At 42.5% G+C, this 20393-nt stretch carries 17 protein-coding genes and 1 pseudogene; 7 read left to right on the plus strand and 11 right to left on the minus strand.

Features of this window, described 5'->3' with window-relative positions:
• Positions 1-207 precede the first annotated feature (207 nt).
• The 11 genes and pseudogenes from N4T56_RS13780 to rlmD all read right to left on the minus strand — a co-directional run bounded on the left by N4T56_RS13780 (position 208) and on the right by rlmD (position 12388).
• Positions 208-843, minus strand: coding sequence for a protein-L-isoaspartate(D-aspartate) O-methyltransferase (locus tag N4T56_RS13780; protein WP_261734833.1), 636 nt, complete (start codon positions 841-843; stop codon positions 208-210).
• Complete coding sequence (gene surE / locus N4T56_RS13785) at positions 840-1589, minus strand: 5'/3'-nucleotidase SurE (RefSeq protein WP_261733626.1); 750 nt, start codon at positions 1587-1589, stop codon at positions 840-842. The genes N4T56_RS13780 and surE overlap by 4 nt, the downstream gene beginning before the upstream one ends.
• 2 nt (positions 1590-1591) lie before the next feature.
• Positions 1592-2686, minus strand: a complete 1095-nt coding sequence (gene truD, locus N4T56_RS13790) for a tRNA pseudouridine(13) synthase TruD (protein WP_261733627.1) — start codon at positions 2684-2686, stop codon at positions 1592-1594.
• A gap of 22 nt (positions 2687-2708) precedes the next feature.
• The gene (gene ispF / locus N4T56_RS13795; RefSeq protein WP_261733628.1) at positions 2709-3194 is read right to left on the minus strand and encodes a 2-C-methyl-D-erythritol 2,4-cyclodiphosphate synthase; all 486 of its coding nucleotides are present in this window, start codon (positions 3192-3194) and stop codon (positions 2709-2711) included.
• A 36-nt stretch (positions 3195-3230) separates the two neighbouring features.
• The gene (gene ispD / locus N4T56_RS13800; RefSeq protein ID WP_261733629.1) at positions 3231-3932 is read right to left on the minus strand and encodes a 2-C-methyl-D-erythritol 4-phosphate cytidylyltransferase; all 702 of its coding nucleotides are present in this window, start codon (positions 3930-3932) and stop codon (positions 3231-3233) included.
• Positions 3933-3980: 48 nt separating this feature from the next.
• Positions 3981-4283 carry a cell division protein FtsB gene (gene ftsB / locus N4T56_RS13805; protein WP_261733630.1) on the minus strand — a complete coding sequence of 101 codons (303 nt, stop codon included), beginning with the start codon at positions 4281-4283 and terminating at the stop codon, positions 3981-3983.
• 99 nt (positions 4284-4382) lie between these two features.
• Positions 4383-5684 (minus strand): phosphopyruvate hydratase, encoded by a 1302-nt coding sequence (eno, locus tag N4T56_RS13810; RefSeq protein ID WP_261733631.1) that lies wholly within the window; start codon positions 5682-5684, stop codon positions 4383-4385.
• Between the two features lie 277 nt (positions 5685-5961).
• Complete coding sequence (locus N4T56_RS13815; RefSeq protein WP_261733632.1) at positions 5962-7599, minus strand: CTP synthase; 1638 nt, start codon at positions 7597-7599, stop codon at positions 5962-5964.
• 114 nt (positions 7600-7713) lie between these two features.
• Positions 7714-8506: pseudogene (gene mazG / locus N4T56_RS13820) on the minus strand (nucleoside triphosphate pyrophosphohydrolase).
• A 123-nt stretch (positions 8507-8629) separates the two neighbouring features.
• On the minus strand, positions 8630-10837 hold the full coding sequence (gene relA, locus N4T56_RS13825) for a GTP diphosphokinase (protein ID WP_261733633.1): 2208 nt from the start codon (positions 10835-10837) through the stop codon (positions 8630-8632).
• A 183-nt stretch (positions 10838-11020) separates the two neighbouring features.
• The gene (gene rlmD, locus N4T56_RS13830; RefSeq protein WP_261733634.1) at positions 11021-12388 is read right to left on the minus strand and encodes a 23S rRNA (uracil(1939)-C(5))-methyltransferase RlmD; all 1368 of its coding nucleotides are present in this window, start codon (positions 12386-12388) and stop codon (positions 11021-11023) included.
• A gap of 102 nt (positions 12389-12490) precedes the next feature.
• Here rlmD and barA point away from each other — a divergent pair, with 102 nt between their 5' ends.
• From barA to N4T56_RS13860, 7 genes are all read left to right on the plus strand, one after another.
• Positions 12491-14872: a two-component sensor histidine kinase BarA gene (gene barA, locus N4T56_RS13835; protein WP_449329049.1), complete on the plus strand. Its 2382-nt coding sequence runs from the start codon at positions 12491-12493 to the stop codon at positions 14870-14872.
• Between the two features lie 8 nt (positions 14873-14880).
• On the plus strand, positions 14881-15342 hold the full coding sequence (locus tag N4T56_RS22945; protein ID WP_449329050.1) for an Hpt domain-containing protein: 462 nt from the start codon (positions 14881-14883) through the stop codon (positions 15340-15342).
• Entirely contained in the window at positions 15332-15931 is a 600-nt protein-coding gene (locus N4T56_RS13840; RefSeq protein WP_261733635.1) for a YjaG family protein, read from the plus strand. Before N4T56_RS22945 ends, N4T56_RS13840 begins: the two co-directional genes overlap by 11 nt.
• A gap of 114 nt (positions 15932-16045) precedes the next feature.
• Positions 16046-16219, plus strand: coding sequence for a DUF3319 domain-containing protein (locus N4T56_RS13845; RefSeq protein ID WP_238106987.1), 174 nt, complete (start codon positions 16046-16048; stop codon positions 16217-16219).
• A 202-nt stretch (positions 16220-16421) separates the two neighbouring features.
• Positions 16422-17390, plus strand: coding sequence for an AEC family transporter (locus N4T56_RS13850; protein WP_261733636.1), 969 nt, complete (start codon positions 16422-16424; stop codon positions 17388-17390).
• Between the two features lie 128 nt (positions 17391-17518).
• Positions 17519-19177: a DNA repair protein RecN gene (gene recN / locus N4T56_RS13855; protein ID WP_261733637.1), complete on the plus strand. Its 1659-nt coding sequence runs from the start codon at positions 17519-17521 to the stop codon at positions 19175-19177.
• 67 nt (positions 19178-19244) lie between these two features.
• A complete protein-coding gene (locus N4T56_RS13860) occupies positions 19245-20381 on the plus strand; it encodes a hypothetical protein (protein WP_261733638.1) in 1137 nt (378 codons plus the stop codon).
• Positions 20382-20393 lie beyond the last annotated feature (12 nt).

Raw genomic sequence — 20393 nt, forward strand, 5'->3', positions numbered from 1 at the left:
TAAGCAATACCTTGCAACAAGCTTTGATACAACACAACAAAAATGACGTTTAATTAAATCTTTAGTGTTATTTTTTGTTTCAACACAGTGTTATTACTTAGCGAGCGTATTTTATCTCACAAACTCTACTATACATATCATCGCCACCGCTCACGAGTAATGGCTCTAAATCAACGAAGACTCTAAACAACAATTAACCTAACAATGTTACGCTAAATCACCATTGATTAATGGTACAAATTTAACGGCTTCGACTATTTCGGAGTGAAACTCATAGCTCGTGCGAGTGATCTTCAGTAGCTGCTGAGTGTCCTCACCTACTGGAATAATTAATACGCCGTTATCTGCCAACTGTTCAAGCAAGGCTTGAGGCACTGATGCTGCCGCAGCTGTAACCATGATGCCATCAAAAGTGCCACGATTAGGCCATCCCTGCCAACCGTCACCATATTTAAACGAAACATTGTGCAAGTCTAAGCGTTTTAAGCGTTGCCGGGCTTGAATTTGCAACGCTTTAATTCGCTCTATGGTACACAGCTCAGGAATGAGTGACGCCAGTACTGCAGCTTGATATCCCGAGCCAGTGCCTATTTCGAGCACTTTTTGTGGGTTACGTTGCAAGAGCAATTCGGTCATACGCGCTACGATATAAGGCTGCGAAATCGTTTGCCCCTGACCTATCGGTAACGCAGTGTTTTCATAGGCTTTATGCGCTAATGCACCGTCAAGAAATAACTCTCGCGGTGTGGTGGCCACCGCTTGTAATACTGCTGGGTGGCGGATGCCTGCATCAGACAATTTTTTGGCTAAATTCATTGCTGATATTGATGCTACCCGGGTCATATTTTTGTTATCCACTCAGCTAATCCGTTTAATTGATTATAAGCTGTTAAGTCTACGGTTAAAGGCGTGATTGAGACATAACCTGCTGCTATTGCGCCAAAATCGGTACCTTCGCCAGCATCTTGCTCACTGCCGACCGAGCCAAGCCAATAGATATCTCTACCAGCAGGGTCTTGGGTTTTAATCATTCCCTCGGCTTTGTGTCTTGCCCCTAGACGTGTCACTTTAATGCCTTTAATTTGTTCTACAGGCAAATCAGGTACATTCACATTTAAAATTTGATCGCTATTAACAGGGTGTGCCAGCAAGCCCTTAACTATTTTTGCAGCATAAATCGCTGCACTGTCATAGTGAGTTAACGATTTACCGACTAACGAAATCGAGATAGCAGGTAAGCCTAAAAAGCGCCCTTCCATCGCTGCTGCTACGGTGCCAGAATACAAAGTATCATCACCCATATTCGCCCCAGCATTAATACCAGAAACCACAATATCGGGTTCATGCTGACATAACTGTCTAATGGCTAAATGGACACAGTCAGTCGGTGTACCATTGACTGATATATAGCCATTATCTAAGTTATTAATTCTTAATGGATTAGTCAAGGTTAAAGAGTTGCTCGCCCCAGAACAATTTCGGTCAGGCGCGACAGTCAACACTTGAGCAAACTCACTCAACGCTTGAGTTAACGCGATAATGCCAGGAGCATGAACGCCATCATCATTACTGACCAAAATATTTATCATCGTTATGACTCTTTTTGAGAGGTTGATTCAGATTGTGCTAAACGCTGTGCTTGTTGCTCAGCGACCATGACTTTTCTTTGTTGTTCTTGGACATCTTGATAGTCAGCAAGTTCGCGCAGTACCGAGGTAGCATAACTGCCAGCAGGCAACATAAACTCAAGAGTAAGTACATCGGCGTCAAAGTGCCATTTCATTCCTTGAGGCTCAAGCAACAAAGGCCGTCTTTCTTGTGATAAACCGGCATTTTCAAGCCCAGATAAATCTTGTGAATAATCGGTTAATGGCGCCATTTCTAGCTCAAGAGCTGCATCTTTTGCCAGTGGGTTGCCGCGCCCCCAAAGAGGTGCTGACAATTGGATGTCTTTTTCAGCTAAGCGCTTATTAAGCACATCATCCCAGGCATCGACGGTAAAATAACTTTTACTGCCAGCAAGCATCACACAATCACCCACTATCGTTTGTGCTTGATGTGTGGCTAAACGGTGTGATGCCGAGAGGTTAAATATGTTTGAGCGCACGGCAGACAAATACATACTGCGCTTGTTACGATCTTTAACATTACGGCCGCCATTTAACATCTGGCGTCCCATCACTAAATTTTTGCCATCATGACCAAAGCGTTGTTCGCCAAAATAGTTGGGCACTCCGGCAGCAATCTGCTGTAATCGAGATTCAACGTCAGCAACATCCGTAATATTACGCAGGGTCAACACAAATCGGTTGCCTAGTAAGGCACCAATTCTTAATTTTTTGCTGTGACGACTACTTGATAACACTGTGAGTTTATCATTATTTAATTGCGTCCATTCGGGCGTTTCTTTGCCGGGAATACGTACACCAAACCACTGCTCAGTAACGGCATTTTTATCTTTTTGCCCTGCATAGGTCACATCTTTGGGGTGCACTTTAGCAAACTTAGCAATCACTTCAGCGACATAGACGGTGTTCAAGCCATTTTTTTGGATATGCAGCATATGATGTTCACCTTCCCCCGTTGGGGTAAAAGGCAAAATTTCTTTGACAATAAAATCACTATTGTAAGTTCGTAAATCGGCTTGGCTTGAAGGTTTACCTAACAGGTAATGTAATTCATTCATCTAACTAGCATTCTCTATGTGATTAACGCGATTGACTTACCATCAGTACGACAGCTTCTACAGCAATACCTTCTTTACGTCCGGTAAAACCCAGCTTTTCAGTGGTGGTCGCTTTAACATTTATATTGTCAAGTTCGGTTTGTAAATCGTCACTTAAACATTGACGTATTGCCTCAATATGTGGCGCCATCTTAGGCGCTTGGGCAATCACCGTGACATCAAGATTGCCAATGACAAACTGTTTCTCAACGGCCAATTGATAACAATGCTTTAAAAGCGCCCGGCTGTCAGCCCCCTCAAAATTAGCATCTGTGTCAGGAAAATGCTTGCCGATATCGCCTAATGCCATCGCCCCTAGAATAGCATCACTCACAGCATGTAAAACCACATCGCCATCAGAATGAGCAATTAACCCAGTGTCATAAGGAACAACAACACCACCTAAAATAAGTGGTTTATCGCCACCAAACTTATGTACATCAAAACCATGGCCAATACGTATATTCATGTTAATCCTTGCGGCGAAGTTATCTTTACAATGTGGTTATTGTGCTTGCGACATGAACAGCTGAGCAAGCTGTAAATCATCAGGGTGAGTGACTTTAATATTATCAACACGGCCTGTAACCAAGCCGGGCATAACACCTGCCCACTCCATTGCGCTAGCCTCGTCGGTAATATTGACCTTGGCTTTAAGGGCGTTAGCAAGGTTAGCCTGTAATGTGTCGATAGGAAAATATTGTGGCGTTAATGCATGCCATAATAATGCTCTTTCAACCGTATTAGTGATTATGCCACTGGGGTCACTGCGCTTCATGGTATCACGTACCGGAGCGGCTAAAATCGCCCCTTGAGGAAAGCGTGACTGTGATTCTAGCAGCTTATCGATATCGCTATGGCACAAACAGGGTCTGGCAGCATCGTGAACCAATGCCCAGGCTGTTGGGTCAATAGTCTTAGCCATGTTCAGAGCCGCCAATACAGAGTCTGCCCGTTCTCCCCCACCTATAACTTGAGTCAATTTAGGGTGTTGAGACTGGGCTAAATACTGAAAGTACTGATCTTGTGGATGAAGCGCGATAACCACTTGGGTGATCTGTGGGTGTGATAATAAAACATCGAGAGTGTGCGCTAAAATCGGTTGTTGGCCAAGTTGTAAATATTGCTTAGGTTTATCAGCCGCCATACGACTACCGATACCTGCAGCAGGCACAATCGCAATAATAGAATTAGAGTTGTTTTGCATAGTAGACCATTGTTATCGTTATTATGGCGTAGTTAAAGCGAATGATTTTTATGGGTTAAACGGTTGTTGTTCGCGCAGCTCACTGCCCACCACGCGATAAAAAGTCTCACCGTCTTTGACCATGCCAAGTTCATTACGAGCACGCTCTTCAATGGCTTCGGTGCCACTTTTTAGATCGATGATTTCTTCTTTAAGGATTTGATTGCGAGTCACCAGCTTTTGGTTGCTTTGTTGCTGGGCGTCAATCTGGGCTTGCAGCACGACATACTCTGATAAATTGTTATCGCCCAGCCACAGCCGATATTGCAAAATTGCCAATAAACCTATCATTAATAATATTAGTCGTTTCATAATATCAAGTTACGCTGTGTTAACCCCTAAAATGTTTGTTGGTTATAGTACAACAAAAAAGGCCACCGAGTGGTGGCCTTTTTAAACTAAAGCAAAAAATTATGCTTGACCTTTCACTTCTTTAAGGCCGTTAAATGGTGCTTTTGCACCTAACGCTTCTTCAATACGAAGTAATTGGTTGTATTTAGCAACACGGTCACTACGACTTAATGAACCCGTTTTGATTTGGCCAGCAGCAGTACCGACAGCTAAATCCGCAATGGTTGAATCTTCAGTTTCGCCGCTACGGTGTGAAATCACTGCGGTAAAGCCAGCATCTTTAGCCATTTTAATTGCAGCCAAGGTTTCAGTTAATGAACCAATTTGGTTGAATTTAATTAGGATAGAGTTTGCAATACCGTTGTCGATACCACGCTTAAGGATTTTAGTGTTGGTTACGAATAAATCGTCGCCGACTAACTGAATTTTGTCACCTAACAATTTAGTTTGGTGCGCAAAACCATCCCAATCTGATTCGTCTAGACCATCTTCAATCGATACGATTGGGTACTGGTTAGCAAGATCAGCTAAGAAGTGGTTAAACTCTTCTGAAGTGAACTTTTTGCCTTCACCTTTTAGGTGATAAATGTTGGCTTCTTTGTCGTAGAATTCAGATGCTGCACAGTCTAGTGCTAACGTAATGTCTTTACCTAGCTCGTAACCGGCATTAGCTACAGCGACTTTAATTGCTGCTAGTGCTGCTGCATTTGACTCAAGGTTTGGTGCAAAACCACCTTCATCACCAACGGCTGTTGAGTGACCTTGTGCTTTTAATACTTTTGCTAAGCTATGGAACACTTCTGCACCCATACGTAATGCTTCACGGAAGTTTGGCGCGCCAACAGGTTGGATCATAAACTCTTGGATATCAACACTGTTGTCTGCATGCTCACCACCATTGATGATGTTCATCATTGGAAGCGGCATAGAGTAAACACCAGGTGTACCGTTTAAATCTGCAATGTGTGCGTATAAAGGCACGTTTTTAGCAGCTGCGGCAGCTTTAGCTGCTGCAAGAGAAACCGCTAGGATTGCGTTAGCGCCAAACTTAGCTTTGTTTTCAGTGCCATCTAAATCAATCATGATTTGATCAAGTGCTGCTTGGTCTAATGCATTTTTACCTTTAAGGGCTTCTGCAATTGGACCATTTACAGCGGCAACCGCTTTTAGTACACCTTTACCTAAATAACGTGCTTTGTCGCCGTCACGTAGTTCTAATGCTTCACGACTACCGGTTGATGCGCCAGATGGTGCAGCAGCCATACCCACAAAACCGCCTTCTAAATGCACTTCTGCTTCTACGGTTGGGTTGCCACGCGAATCCATAATCTCGCGACCAATCACTTTAAGAATGTTAGCCATAATTTCCTCGTACTGTGTCAGTAAATTAAAAAATTTATATAAAAGTTAAAAGCCAATACCAATAAAACCACGATATTCGTTAAAACTGTCGATTTATTGGTATTTTACTTTCAGTTTGGTAATTTTATTTTATCTTCGCTTAGGATAAATCGAATTGGATTTAGCTTCAACTTAGTTTACACCACTGTAAGGCATCAGATTGATGATTATTTGATCTTACGCATACATCATAGACAAAAAAGCCGTTAATGCATCAACATTAACGGCTATTTCAAATTTAGCTGATATCGCGTTTTTGGTATGCTGAAGAAGCAGCAATAAACCCTTCAAATAATGGATGACCATCACGTGGGGTTGAGGTAAATTCTGGGTGGAATTGACCCGCAACAAACCAAGGGTGATTTGGTAATTCGATCATTTCAATTAATTTACGGTCTGAAGACAAACCACTGAACACTAATCCGGCTTTTTCAAGACGCTCAATGTAGTTGTTGTTCACTTCATAGCGATGACGATGGCGCTCTACACAGCTTGTAGAGTTGTAAGCTGTTGCTGCTTTAGTGCCTTCTTTTAAGTGACATAATTGTGCACCTAAACGCATTGTGCCACCTAAATCAGAAGACTCATGACGTTTTTCAACATCACCTTCTTCGTTAATCCACTCAGTGATTAAGCCAACCACTGGGTGTGGAGAATCTGGGTTAAACTCGGTTGAGTGGGCATCCTCTAAGCCGGCCACATGTCGAGCAAACTCAATCAAAGCCACTTGCATACCTAAACAAATACCAAAGTAAGGTAAGTTGTTTTCACGGGCAAATTGCGCGGCAAAAATTTTGCCTTCAACGCCACGCTCACCAAAGCCGCCCGGTACTAAAATACCATCTAAGCCTTGCAACACTTCTTCACCTTTAGCTTCAACAGTTTGTGAATCAATGTACTTGATATTCACTGTCACACGGTTTTTTAAGCCCGCATGCTTTAATGCTTCGTTAACAGACTTATAAGCATCGGGTAGTTCGATGTATTTACCGACCATACCAATGGTGACTTCACCGTTTGGATTTGCTTCTTGGTAAATCACATTTTCCCACTCAGATAAGTCGGCTTCGTTACAATCTAAATGGAAACGCTTGATCACTAATTCATCTAACCCTTGTGAGCGTAATAGCGCAGGAATTTTGTAGATGCTGTCGACGTCTTTAAGTGAAATAACCGCACGCTCTTCTACGTTACAAAATAACGAGATTTTAGATTTTTCGTTGGCAGGAATTGCACGGTCGCCACGACAAACCAATACGTCTGGCGCGATTCCAATTGAACGTAACTCTTTTACAGAGTGCTGTGTTGGCTTGGTTTTGATTTCACCTGCAGCCCCCAAAAATGGCACTAAGGTTAAATGCATAAAGAGTGTGCGATCGCGTCCTAGCTCAGCACCTAATTGACGAATAGACTCAAGGAAAGGCAATGATTCGATATCACCTACCGTGCCACCAATCTCTACGATTGCAACGTCATGACCTTCGCCACCTTCAAGTACTTTTTCTTTAATCGCATTGGTAATATGCGGAATAACCTGAATGGTTGCACCTAAATAATCACCACGACGCTCTTTACGAAGTACTTCTTCATAAATACGGCCTGTAGTGAAGTTATTGCGGCGGTTCATTTTAGTGCGAATGAAACGTTCATAGTGACCTAAGTCGAGGTCGGTTTCAGCGCCATCTTCAGTCACGAATACTTCACCGTGCTGAGTTGGGCTCATCGTACCTGGATCGACGTTAATGTATGGGTCCAGTTTCATAATGGTTACATTGAGGCCACGCGCCTCTAAAATTGCTGCTAGCGAAGCTGCTGCAATGCCTTTACCTAGTGATGAAACAACGCCACCAGTAACGAAGATATACCTTGTAGTCATGCTGAACCTGAGAAAATGTGTTGGAAAAAACGTGCTTGTAAGAAAGCACTAGGACGGGGCGATAGTATATCAAAGCCACTTCGATTCGACAAACTTAAACATGCTAATTTTAGCTTAATTTGCCTTTTCATCTTGCTTTACCTTATCCCAGTAGCCATCTAACTCGGACAAAGTATGCTGCTCAATGGCTTTTCCGCTGTCGGCAACATAATGCTCAACGCCTCTAAATCTGCGTTCAAATTTGCTGTTGGCTTGTCGTAGCGCTTGTTCTGGGTCGACCTTTAAATGTCTAGCCAAATTGACCACGGCAAATAATAAATCCCCCATTTCATCTTGAATATGGGTTTGCGAGTAAGCCGGATCGTCATGGCTTTTGTTTACCTCAACAAGCACTTCATCAATTTCTTCATGTATTTTTGCTACAACAGGTTCAAGCTCGGCCTCAATCAAAGCCGACTTTAGCGACCCGATGTTGAATTTTGCGCGCTCGAGATAATGCCGGTAATGCTTGAGGAATATCGTCTAATGCCGAGTGAAGCTGCTTTTGCTGACGCTCATTAGCTTTTAATTTGTCCCATGCTTGGCTTAACTCTTGAGTATTAGTGATAGCGTCACTGATTTGACCATCAGCCTGCACAAACACATGTGGATGGCGCCGGGTTAATTTATCGCTAATACGCTCTACGACCGTGGTAAAGTCAAACATGCCTTGCTCCTGAGCAAGCTGACAATAAAACACCACTTGAAACAACAAATCGCCTAATTCATCGGGTAATTCCTGCCACGCTTTGCGCTCTATGGTATCGACCACCTCATAAGCTTCTTCTAAAGTAAAAGGCACTATAGTGGCAAAGTTTTGGGCAAGGTCCCATGGGCAGCCAGTTTGCGGATCACGTAATTGCTTCATAATATTCAATAACGATTGAATGTTTGCCACCTTGTTTTTCCTCTAAATTGAACGACACTTTAATTAAAAAGGCACCCAGATTAAGGTGCCTTTGTGCCGAGTCTTTTGTTGATTCTTACGGTTTTATAATCTACGAGACTCAATGACACCGTCGACTTGTGATAATTTCGCAATGATGCGCGATAATCCATCAAGGTTGTATAGCTCAAGTTCAAGCTCCACGGTTGCCGTTTGCGTTTTTACATCTGATGATGAGCTCATGGCCATTACGTTTGACTTTTCAGCTGCGAGGACTGTGGTTAAATCGCGCAATAAACCGCTGCGGTCATGAGATAATACCCGTACTCGAATACGGTATCCGCCAGAATAGTTTTCGCCCCAAATGACATCAACACTGCGCTCAGGGTGTGCGCGCATTAATTCTTTAACTTGTTCACAATCACTGCGATGCACTGAAATACCACGCCCCATGGTGATATAACCAAAAATCTCATCACCCGGTACCGGCTGACAACAACGGGCAATATGACTCATTAAATTACCGACACCGTTAACCTCAACCTGGCCTTTGCTTGATTTTTTCGGTTTGTTAGAGGCTTTTTTAAGAATGTCTTCCACTAAGTCTTCGTCGGTATCTTCCACTTTACGGACTTTAGTTTCGGTAAAGTTAACCACTTGGTTTAAGCGTAAATCACCTCCGCCTATGGCTGCTAACATGTCGTCCATGGTATTAAGGTTAAAACGCTCAACTGCCACGATAGCATCTTTAATTTTTAAGCCAACGCGGGATAACTCTGACTCGAGCATTTCTTTGCCGGCGGCAATATTTTTGTCGCGGTCTTGCTGTTTAAACCAATGTTGAATTTTAGATCGAGAACGAGATGACTTGATATAGCCTAAGTTAGGATTGAGCCAGTCACGTTTTGGGTTTGGCGTTTTTGACGTAATGATTTCAATGCGCTCGCCGGTTTCAACCTGGTAAGTAAACGGCACAATACGGCCATCTACTTTGGCGCCTATACACTTATGCCCCACTTGTGAATGAATGTAATAAGCAAAGTCGAGCACCGTCGAGCCTAAAGGTAAATCGACAACTTCACCGTTAGGGGTAAATACATAGACTCGGTCTTCAAATACCTGGCTGCGGACTTCATCAACCAAGTTACCACTTTCGGCCACATCTTCTTGCCACTGTAAAATTTTACGTAGCCAGTTAATTTTTTCTTCGTAGCCGGTTTGTTTGGCGTTACCCGCACCTTCTTTGTACTTCCAATGTGCAGCCACACCAAGTTCAGAATCTTGATGCATGGCTTCGGTGCGGATTTGAATTTCGACAGTTTTGCCTTCAGGTCCCACCACGACGGTATGAATGGATTGATAACCGTTCGGTTTTGGGTTGGCGACGTAATCGTCAAACTCGCGTGGAATGTGGTGCCATAAATCATGCACAACGCCTAACGCGCCATAACAATCTTGTAAGCGTTCGGTAACGATACGTACAGCACGTACGTCAAACAGTTCATCGAACTTAAGATCTTTACCCTTCATTTTACGCCAAATGCTGTAAATATGCTTAGGGCGGCCATAGACTTTGGCGCGGATCTGATCCTTGTCTAAACGCGCTTGTAATTGCGTAACAAACTTGTCGATAAACACTTCACGGTCAACACGTTTACCATCAAGTTGTTTAGCGATGTCTTTATATACCGTTGGGTGCAAGTAGCGGAACGAAATATCTTCAAGTTCCCACTTGAGCTGACCTATACCTAAGCGATTAGCAAGCGGTGCGTAAATATCGGCAATTTCACGGGCTAACAATACGCGAGTTTCTTCGTCAGCATTTTTAACCGCGCGCAATAAACACACACGCTCAGCCAATTTGATCACTACTGCACGTACGTCTTCAACCATCGCCAGTAACATTTTACGAATATTGTCGATTTGAGGTTCGGCGTCACGCGAATTTTCGCTGACTTTAAGGGCGCCAATGGCATTCATGGTGACCACGCTGGCCACCAACTTAGCTAAATTTTCGCCATACTTTTCGGCTAATTGTTCATCACTTAACACGCCTGCTTCATGCATTAAAAACAGCACTGCCGCTTGCAGGGTTTCAATGTCCATGTTAAGTGGCGCTAAAATTTCGATCATTTCACGAGCACGCGCAAGCAACTCGGTGTGCGCCAGTTTGTTTTTGACCGGTAAGGCCTCAACTTGCTGGATCAACGATAATAGTGTTTGAGCGTCGTCTTTATCGTCAATATAACGGGCGACCCACTCATCTAATTGGAATGCTTGCGTATTAAAATGTGCTTCGCGAACAGATACCATGAACCCTTCCTTAGCCGCATGACCGACTGATACCCACCTTCACTTCACTGATTCAAGGTGAAATGAGGTAAAAACGACAACTGAATATGCTATCTTGAAGCCCTAGGCACGTTTGTCAATTCAAACATGATTAATTGAACAATTTTATAGCATACCAGTTGATAATACTGAAAAAGTTGACACTTATTTACCTAGTTCAAATAAGACCATCGCCTCAATATGATGCGTTTGAGGAAACATATCAACTAAACCTACTTTAGCAATTCGATAACCATTGGCTAATAATACACTACTGTCGCGGGCTAAACTTGCCGGATTGCACGACACATAAACCACCTTTTTAGGTTGCATTTTTTGCAGCCATTGTAGACTTTCATAGGCGCCGGCTCTAGCAGGGTCAAGTAACAATTTATCAATTTTACCCAGCCAGGTTTGCTCAGATAAATCGGCACTTAAGTCTGCATGGTAAAAGCTCACATTAGTTAATTGATTATCGAGAGCGTTCTGTTTGGCCTGCTCAACCATTTCTGCCACACCTTCAACGGCAATCACTTGCGCCGCTTTTTTCGCTAACGGCAAACTAAAATTACCGACTCCGCAAAACAAATCAAGGATCCGCTCGCCAGCTTGAGGATCGAGCCAGTCAATCGCTTGTTCAACCATAGCTTGGTTTATCACACCATTCACCTGAACAAAATTACCCGGCGTGAATGAGCAACGAACACTGTTATCCGCTAAAAGGTAAAACGGTAATGTCACTTTATCTTCGTCAGATAACAAAGTTGGGTAAAGCTGGGTTAATTTACCTGCATCATCTTGCAACAACACCTTAAGTTGATGTTTTTCGGCAAAGCCACTTAACCAACGTAAATCTGAATTAGGTAAGGTTTTCGTTATTCTCAACACAGCAAAGTGACCATTGTCAGCTTGGGTTAATTCAACATGGCCTAAACTGGCTTTGGCTTTTAGCTGATTTAAATTAACCGCCAGCGGCGTGATAAGATCAGACAACGGCGCTGCAAGCACTGGACATTGGTTAATTTCAACAATTTTATTGCTGTTTGCGGCCCGAAACCCCAATTGTAAACGTTGGGTGTTTTTGTCAAATACTGTCGCCAACCTAGCTCGGCGGCGATAATGCCAGGCATTATCAACAATGGGTGTGGCAACAAGGTTTTCAGCTACCGCCTCAGCACTGGATAACTTAGCAATAAGGTCAACTAACGTAGTTTGTTTATGTTCGCGTTGTGCCTGTGTGTCCATATGTTGTAAATCGCAGCCGCCGCATTGCACATAATGCGGGCAATGGGCTTTAATACGGCTAGTGGCTGGACTATCAATTTTGATGAGTTTAGCTTTGGCATAACTTTTCTTTTGTTCAACAAGCTGCACCGTGGCTCGTTCGCCTGGCAATGCCCCTGCGATAAACACGACTTTACCTTGATGCTGGGCTATTCCGGCACCTAAATGATCTAACTGGGTGATGTCTAATGAAAGCTTGGCAGATAATTGTTTAGATTTGTTCGGTTTTTCTTTGAAAAATTGTGCCATTTCGGCCTCAGATGTCGAATAAAAAACTAGTCAAGTGTGCGCTATTTCTGGCAGTCTAGACGCAATAGTAGCGATTTAGCATCAGGAACACACCTAACTGACATGAAAAGTGCCAACAATATGACCAAATACAGCCTACGTTCTTGGGTTCTGGTACTAGCGTTAGCGCCCACAATTGTAGTGGGTATTCTACTTGGAAGTTATTTCACGATAAACCGCTTTTATGAATTGGAAGACACCTTAATCGTCAAAGGCAGTAATATTGTTGAGCCTTTGGCCATCGCCAGCGAATTCGGCATCATTAATCAAGACCGTGAATCAACCAAACGCTTACTAGCAGCCTCGCAAATAAACAACGCATCACTCATCCATTCTATTGCCGTATTTGATGCCGAAAACCAGCTGTTTGTCACCTCGCATTATCACAAAGACTTTGAAACCATGCGTTATAAACAGCCCCTGACTCAATTGATTGGCGCGGAGCACGAAACCATTGGTGACACCATGGTCATTAGAGTGCCTATTATTTCGCATACCGGTTATGAAGCATCATTAGTAAGTAGCTTAAACCGCTCAAAAGATAATGATACCCAACCCATCACCCAGCACTTTATAGAACCCATTTATAACAGCCAACAAGAACAAATATTAGGGTATATTTCGGTGTTGTTGAACAAAGAAAATGCCCTTCTTGAACAACATCGAGCCGCTATTGCCGCGTTTATTATTGTGTTGATTGGTGTACAGTTTAACTTATTTTTCACCTTCCGTTTGGTGAAACATGTTAACCATCCCATTACAGAAATGGTGCGGGTGGTGGCAAAAATTCGTGAAGGCAAACTCGACACCCGCCTTGAAGGTAACTTAATTGGTGAATTGGATTTATTAAAACGTGGTATTAATGCCATGGCGAGTTCATTGTCTGAATACCACGATGAAATGCAACAAAACATTGACCAGGCCACCTCCGATTTACGCGAAACATTAGAGCAAATCGAAATTCAAAACGTAGAGTTAGATTTAGCCAAAAAGCGCGCTTTAGAAGCCAGCCGCATTAAATCTGAATTCTTGGCAAATATGTCCCATGAGTTACGCACACCGCTTAACGGCGTCATTGGCTTTGCAAGACAGTTACTTAAAACGCCTCTGCACACCAGTCAACTCGATTACATTAAAACCATTGAGCGAAGCGCCAGTAATTTATTGGGCATTATTAATGACATTCTCGACTTTTCTAAACTTGAAGCCGGTAAAATGGTGCTTGAAAAAATGCCTTTTGCGCTGCGCGAGACTCTAACAGAAACCTTAACCATTATTGCCGGTAGTGCCCAAGAGAAAGGCCTAGAGTTGGTTATCGACATTGATGAAAACGTCCCCGAAAGTGTCAGTGGCGATGCTATGCGAGTCAGCCAAATCATTACTAACCTGGTTGGAAATGCAATCAAGTTTACCGACATTGGTAGCGTGATCCTTAAAATTCACCTTGTTGGACAAGATGAAGATAACATCACCCTACGCTGCGAAGTGATCGATACCGGGATTGGCATTGATGAAAGCCAGCAAGAATATTTGTTCCAAGCTTTTGGCCAGGCAGACTCATCCATTTCACGCCGTTTTGGCGGCACAGGGTTAGGATTGGTGATTACTAAACGCCTTATTAATCAAATGGGCGGCCAGATAGGCTTTACCTCAGCGCCAAATAAGGGGTCAAACTTCTGGTTTATTTTACCTCTTGGGATCAGCCAATTTGAAATTGGTGAAGTGATCCCCGTTGAAATGCTTCAGCATAAATCGGTATTACTGTATGAACCACGTGAATTAACGCGCGACATGCTTAATCGCCGTTTGGTATCGTGGCAGCTTATTTTAACCAATGTGGCTAACTCAGATAACCTGACATCAGTACTCAAAAGCCAAAACAGCAAATTTGATTACATCATCATGAGTTGTCATGGCTTTACAGACAACGCCGCCTTTATTGAATTATTACAACAAGCACGCCAGCATACAGAATGCCTAGTCATCTTGCATGATTGCCTTAACCAAGATGTGATTATCAATGTACTCAAAGCCAATGCTGACATACTGCTTAATACTCCTGTAAGTGATTTTACCCTCGCGCATCACTTAATATATCCGCCAACACCAGCAACGTTAATCAGCTTGCCGGAACCCGCGAAAATTGATGTTCCTAAACGACTCAATGCCTCTGTTTTAGCTGTTGATGACAACATCGCTAACTTAAAACTCATTGATACATTATTAAAAGAGTTGGTCGCTAATGTCGTCACTGTTAATAATGGCAAAGAAGCTATAGCGCAAGCCAAAGCACACGCATTTGACTTGATTTTTATGGATATCCAAATGCCAGGCACTGACGGGATAACGGCCACCCAGCATATACGTGCACAATCGCTTAATCGCCATACGCCTATTATTGCTGTCACCGCCCATGCAATAGCTGAAGAGCGAGAAAATATTTAGCCAGCGGAATGGATGGGTTCTTACCTAAACCCATCGATGAAGTATCTTTAAAAAGTGTAATCAGTCGTTGGATTGTTAAACCCCAATTTACTCACTTTGATACCCAAGTACTCAATTGGGATTTATGCCTAACCCAGGCAAACCAAAAACCTGATTTAGCATTAGATATGCTAAAAATGCTTGTCAGCTCATTACCTGAAACCGTCGAGACCATCACCAACGCATTGAACGATCGCGACAGCAGCACCTTATTACAAACAGTGCATAAACTGCATGGTGCAACCTGTTATTGCGGAGTGCCAACAACCCAAAAGCTTTGCCAAGACATTGAGTCGGGATTAAAGCACAAAATTGACATCGATGATTTAGAACCTGAAATACTAGAGTTACTTGATGAGTTAACTAAGGTAGAATCAGCGGCAAATCAAGTTATAAACCAGCTATCAGTGGATATACCTAATGACCAGTAAAACCGGCTTTTTTAAACGCCTTAAAGCACTTTCTTTACCACAAAAGCAACTTTTTGCACTTGCCTTATGTCAACGCATGCTACCTAATTATCAGTTGTTTTCAGAAGTCTGCGAATTCGGTGAACCACAGGTATTAAGCACTGCATTAGAGTTGCTATGGCAAAGCCAGTACGACAAAAAAATTAAATTCAATATTGAGGTGCACTTACAACGCCTAGATGACAACACCCCAGACCCAAGTGATTTTGAAGCCTACGGAGCGTATCCAGCAATGGATGCAGCAGTTGCCATTGCAACCCTAATGAGTGCAATTAACAGCAAAATTGAAGAAGACATCACTAACATCAGCAAATTGTCATCAAGCACTGTTGCTAACTATATTGAAGCCATTAGCGATGAGTCATTAATGGATGAAGAGCTCGATGAATTCGTGTTTTCACATCCAGTAATGGAAGAAGAGAAAGAGCTTCAAGGTATGCTACTTGATATTATTGAGGCCAATCCGGATATTAATAGCGAATTAGTCAAAGGCTTACGCAAAGACATTATTGATGCGGGTGTATCTAATATTGGCATCAGCATACAATGATCCGTTTTAGACCACTTTAGCCCTAACAACTAAAACCACAATAATAACCACAGCACTCAATCTGTTGTCATCTAAACAGCCTGAAGCAATTCAGGCTTTATAGAGTAATCGTCAATGAAAAAGATTTTTTACCAAGGTTACACCTTTACCAACCCTGACGGTAAAACAGATAATTGGACCTTAGTGATTGGCAACCAAGTTCGTGTTGGTTCATTGTTTGAATTAAGAAGACAAGTGCATTTTTTTACTGAACTTGGCATCTTACCACCGCCAAAAGTCACTAAATAACCCCGCAAATGATAAACCTTAAGGTAAACACTGATACTGAAAGAAAAGTGTTCAGACCTCATTAAACGATAACCGATTAAATTCTGACTCAATCAACGCTAGTCTCATTAAAAACATCATCTTTATCATTAGTCTAATTGCATCACAACAGGCAAAAGCGGTACAGTGACACCTCTATCATTTTGCGAAGGAAACGCGAGGGATGTCTAGTATTCTTACCCCGCTTATTGCTGTTTTTGCCATCATGGTGCTAGGCAGCTTATTTCAAAAAAGCAGGATCTTGCCTGCGGATACTGATGTCATTCTCAATCAATTTGTTTACTACGTCGCATTTCCGGCGATTTTATTGATTGTTTTAGCAGAAACACCGATTGAAGATATTGCCCAATGGGGCTTTATTGCAGGGTTTAGCCTAGCCATGGTCATCACCTATTCGGTAGGGGTATTACTGTCATTGTGGCAAGCGCCTAAACAACAAGCTGTCGCTGCAATGCGCGCATTAAACTCTACATTTGGAAATACCGCTTTTATCGGTATCCCATTGATGAGTTTAATGTTTCCAGATAATAAAATGGCCTTAGTAGCCGCTGCCATAGCGAGCTTATTATCGGTTATTATGTTTGCCTTCGCGCTGGTGTCAATTGAGCTTGCGAGCCGCAGTAAACAATCAACCGAACCTGCCATATTAATTATGGCAAGTGCATTGGGTAAAAACCCCATTGTGGTTGGAAGCGCAATAGGTATCACACTGTCGGCATGTCATATTACCCTTCCCTCTAGTATTACTTTGATGCTGCACCAAATAGGCAATACCTCAAGCCCTTGCGCCCTATTTGCTATCGGAATGGTACTGGTTAAAGCCTTGCGTCAACAAAGTGGTAGAAAATTGTTTAGCGCGGGATTAATTGTCGAGTTAAACGGCATTAATTTGTTAAAACTTGTGGTTCAGCCTCTGATTGCATACGCCCTACTAAAAGCATTTGGTGTCACGCCACAATGGTTAATCATGGGAGTGTTATTAGCATCTTTACCCACGGCAGCAAGTGTTTACTTACTTGCTGAGCGTTACCAGGTACATGCCAATGTCAGTGCACAAGGGATCCTCTACGGCACCTTAATGACCTTTTTAAGTTTACCGATAATAGAAACCCTATTAAAAACGTATGGTTAATCATCAGCCAATTATTGCTCAACAATCAAGCAGAGATAATTTTTAGTCAACTACTTTACTGTATAAAAAATCAGTATATACTGTTTATCAATACAGTGGTTTGGTGGTTTCATTGACAGGAATTCATTATGCTTTGCCAACTCAGCATTAACAATTTTGCTATCGTACGTTTTTTAGAACTCGACTTTAAAGCCGGTATGACAAGCATCACCGGTGAAACCGGTGCTGGTAAGTCGATTGCCATCGACGCTCTGGGGTTATGTTTAGGTAATCGCAGTGATGCTAATACCGTCAGGCCTGGCGCAAGTAAAACAGAAGTCAGCGCTCGCTTTACCCTGCACGATGTACCTTTAGCTAAACGCTGGCTTGAAGACAATGATCTTGACGCTGAAGATGAATGCATTCTGCGCCGTACCATCAATAGTGATGGCCGTTCTCGTGCCTATATCAATGGCAATCCTGTACCCGTGACACAATTAAAAGCCATTGGCCAGTTGCTCATTGGCATTCACGGGCAGCATGCCCATCATGCAATGCTCAAAAGCGAGCACCAATTGAATTTGCTCGACAGTTACGCCAACCATAAATTACTCCTTGATAGTGTTAGTGCCAGTTATCAGCGTTGCAAACAGGTTGAAAACCAACTAAAACAACTTGAACAAGCACAGCATGAGCGTATCTCTCGCCAACAGTTGCTGCAATATCAGGTCGAAGAGTTAAACGAGTTTAACCTAGGCTTAGAAGAGTTTGATGAAATAGAACAAGAGCACAAGCGTTTAGCTAATGGCACCGATTTAATTGAATGCTGCCAGGCGGGTTTACACTTACTTACTGAAAGCGATGAAGGCAACATTGAATCACTGCTCAATAAAGTGACCAGCATTGCTGACACGTTACAAGGATATGATGACTCGCTTGCGCCCATTAGCACCATGTTAAATGAAGCATTAATCCAGGTACAAGAAAGTGCCAGTGAAATAGAAAGCTATTTAAGTCGCTTAGAACTCGACCCTGAACATTTTGCCTTTCTTGAAAAACGCTTATCAACAGCAATGCAACTCGCTCGAAAGCATCATGTTAGCCCAGACAAGCTCGCATTACATCATCAAGAGTTGGTGGCAGAGCTGGCCGAGCTTGCTGGTGATGAAAGCAAACTGGATGAAATAAGAATGCAGCTTGAGGCCAGCCAAAAGGCCTATTTAACCAATGCCCAAAAGCTCAGTCAAAGTCGCAGTCGTTACGCCAAAGAGCTAGATAAATTAGTCACTCATTCGATTCATGAGCTCAATATGCCTAAAGGTAAATTTTGCATCCAAGTCAATCACGACCCAGCCAATATTTCAATGAATGGCAGTGACAGTATCGAATTTATGGTGACCACTAACCCAGGGCAGCCTTTACAACCCATTTCTAAAGTGGCTTCGGGTGGCGAGTTATCACGAATAGGATTAGGTATTCAGGTGATAACCGCTAAAAAAGTCGCCACTCCAACATTGATATTTGATGAAGTTGATGTGGGTATTTCAGGTCCTACGGCATCAGTAGTAGGTAGAATGCTCCGCAGCCTTGGAGAATCAACTCAGGTATTGTGTGTAACTCATTTACCACAAGTTGCAGGAAATGGTCATCAGCACATGTTTGTAAATAAGTTTAATAAGGCCGGTAGCACTGAAACCACAATGCAAGCATTAGATAAAGATCAACGCGTTGATGAACTGGCGCGTTTATTAGGTGGCGACGTGATTACTGAAAACACCTTAGCTAATGCTCGCGAGTTATTGCAGTAAAGGTCATCACTTATCAAAAGTTAATCGGCATGTTATTATTATGTTAAATGGACTTTGCGGATAAAAAATGATGATGACGGTGTTAAAAACGATTGGTGTGCTGGTTGGGATAATCAGCAGTTTATTGGTATTTGGTGTTGTTTGCTTAGTGGCAATCAACGCGTCTGACAGAACAAAATCACCTAATACACTACTCGTTGAAAGCTGGCTAAAGCAACAACCTGTTGTATCGGACACAAACGGGTTTGTATATGTAATGGCGATGCTAGGCACTACCGAAGAAAATAAGTTGAATCCACCAGAAGCAACGCTTCGCTTTAGTGATCAGCAGACCAAATTAATTCGCGACTTTAAAGAAGCTTGCCACTCAGCAAATTTGGATACTTGCAATGAGTTTTTCAGCCGTAATAATGAAACAATTAACCGTGCTATTAATGCCCATCAAACCAATATTGATAAATACAATGTATTAGTCGCTATGCCTGATTGGCAAGAAAGCGATCAGTCTTTAATGCCTCATGATCAAATTCGCTGGTCTCAACTTTTTCAGTTAAGAGAGCTAAGCTTACTTGGTACTCTGAATCGCCCGGGAACTACCACCAACAAAATAGATGTTGATGCTGCAATAGCATTCCTAAATAAAGAAACGTACTTTTGGAATAATGTATATCACTCATCGAGATCGTTACTGTCTCATATGATTGTCAGTGGTGTACTGAAGGAGCAACTCCGCTTTGCGAGCACTTTAGCTCAAAGCAATAAAGAAGTGGTTAAAAATATCAATGCTTGGCAATCACCTTTCAGCTTAAGTCAAAATGACTTCGAACGTATATTTTCAGGTGAATGGCTCTTTGGTCACAACGCCATGCAGCAAATGGTAATGGAAGCTCAACAGGATACTGCACCATTTTACGAACAATGGTTAGCCAAAATGTTTATTAAACCCATTGATGATGATAACTTGCGAGCTGAATATTTCGTTAACATGGTTAAAGAGCCTGTATCAACAGATGCATCGCTTATGCTTAAAAAGCCTGAATATTGCGATAACGACAATGCCTTGATGCAGTTATGGCAATTACGCTACAACCCTATCGGTAAAGTATTAAGCTGCACTTTTTATGAAAGCGATCTTAAACTGCGTGTCGTCAATATGAATAACGAAATAGAACAGCTACGCACTAATTTAATGATGATTCAATAGCCATCAAGTAGT

It is taken from the genome of Shewanella phaeophyticola (assembly GCF_025398315.1).
GTDB lineage: Bacteria > Pseudomonadota > Gammaproteobacteria > Enterobacterales > Shewanellaceae > Shewanella > Shewanella phaeophyticola.

What these genes read in the sequence shown, in the direction of transcription:
- N4T56_RS13780 (WP_261734833.1), bottom strand. Translation starts at nt 843, where the DNA reads ATGACCCGGGTAGCATCAATATCAGCAATGAATTTAGCCAAAAAATTG.
- surE (WP_261733626.1), bottom strand. Translation starts at nt 1,589, where the DNA reads ATGATAAATATTTTGGTCAGTAATGATGATGGCGTTCATGCTCCTGGC.
- truD (WP_261733627.1), bottom strand. Translation starts at nt 2,686, where the DNA reads ATGAATGAATTACATTACCTGTTAGGTAAACCTTCAAGCCAAGCCGAT.
- ispF (WP_261733628.1), bottom strand. Translation starts at nt 3,194, where the DNA reads ATGAATATACGTATTGGCCATGGTTTTGATGTACATAAGTTTGGTGGC.
- ispD (WP_261733629.1), bottom strand. Translation starts at nt 3,932, where the DNA reads ATGCAAAACAACTCTAATTCTATTATTGCGATTGTGCCTGCTGCAGGT.
- ftsB (WP_261733630.1), bottom strand. Translation starts at nt 4,283, where the DNA reads ATGAAACGACTAATATTATTAATGATAGGTTTATTGGCAATTTTGCAA.
- eno (WP_261733631.1), bottom strand. Translation starts at nt 5,684, where the DNA reads ATGGCTAACATTCTTAAAGTGATTGGTCGCGAGATTATGGATTCGCGT.
- N4T56_RS13815 (WP_261733632.1), bottom strand. Translation starts at nt 7,599, where the DNA reads ATGACTACAAGGTATATCTTCGTTACTGGTGGCGTTGTTTCATCACTA.
- relA (WP_261733633.1), bottom strand. Translation starts at nt 10,837, where the DNA reads ATGGTATCTGTTCGCGAAGCACATTTTAATACGCAAGCATTCCAATTA.
- rlmD (WP_261733634.1), bottom strand. Translation starts at nt 12,388, where the DNA reads ATGGCACAATTTTTCAAAGAAAAACCGAACAAATCTAAACAATTATCT.
- barA (WP_449329049.1), top strand. Translation starts at nt 12,491, where the DNA reads ATGAAAAGTGCCAACAATATGACCAAATACAGCCTACGTTCTTGGGTT.
- N4T56_RS22945 (WP_449329050.1), top strand. Translation starts at nt 14,881, where the DNA reads ATGGATGGGTTCTTACCTAAACCCATCGATGAAGTATCTTTAAAAAGT.
- N4T56_RS13840 (WP_261733635.1), top strand. Translation starts at nt 15,332, where the DNA reads ATGACCAGTAAAACCGGCTTTTTTAAACGCCTTAAAGCACTTTCTTTA.
- N4T56_RS13845 (WP_238106987.1), top strand. Translation starts at nt 16,046, where the DNA reads ATGAAAAAGATTTTTTACCAAGGTTACACCTTTACCAACCCTGACGGT.
- N4T56_RS13850 (WP_261733636.1), top strand. Translation starts at nt 16,422, where the DNA reads ATGTCTAGTATTCTTACCCCGCTTATTGCTGTTTTTGCCATCATGGTG.
- recN (WP_261733637.1), top strand. Translation starts at nt 17,519, where the DNA reads ATGCTTTGCCAACTCAGCATTAACAATTTTGCTATCGTACGTTTTTTA.
- N4T56_RS13860 (WP_261733638.1), top strand. Translation starts at nt 19,245, where the DNA reads ATGATGATGACGGTGTTAAAAACGATTGGTGTGCTGGTTGGGATAATC.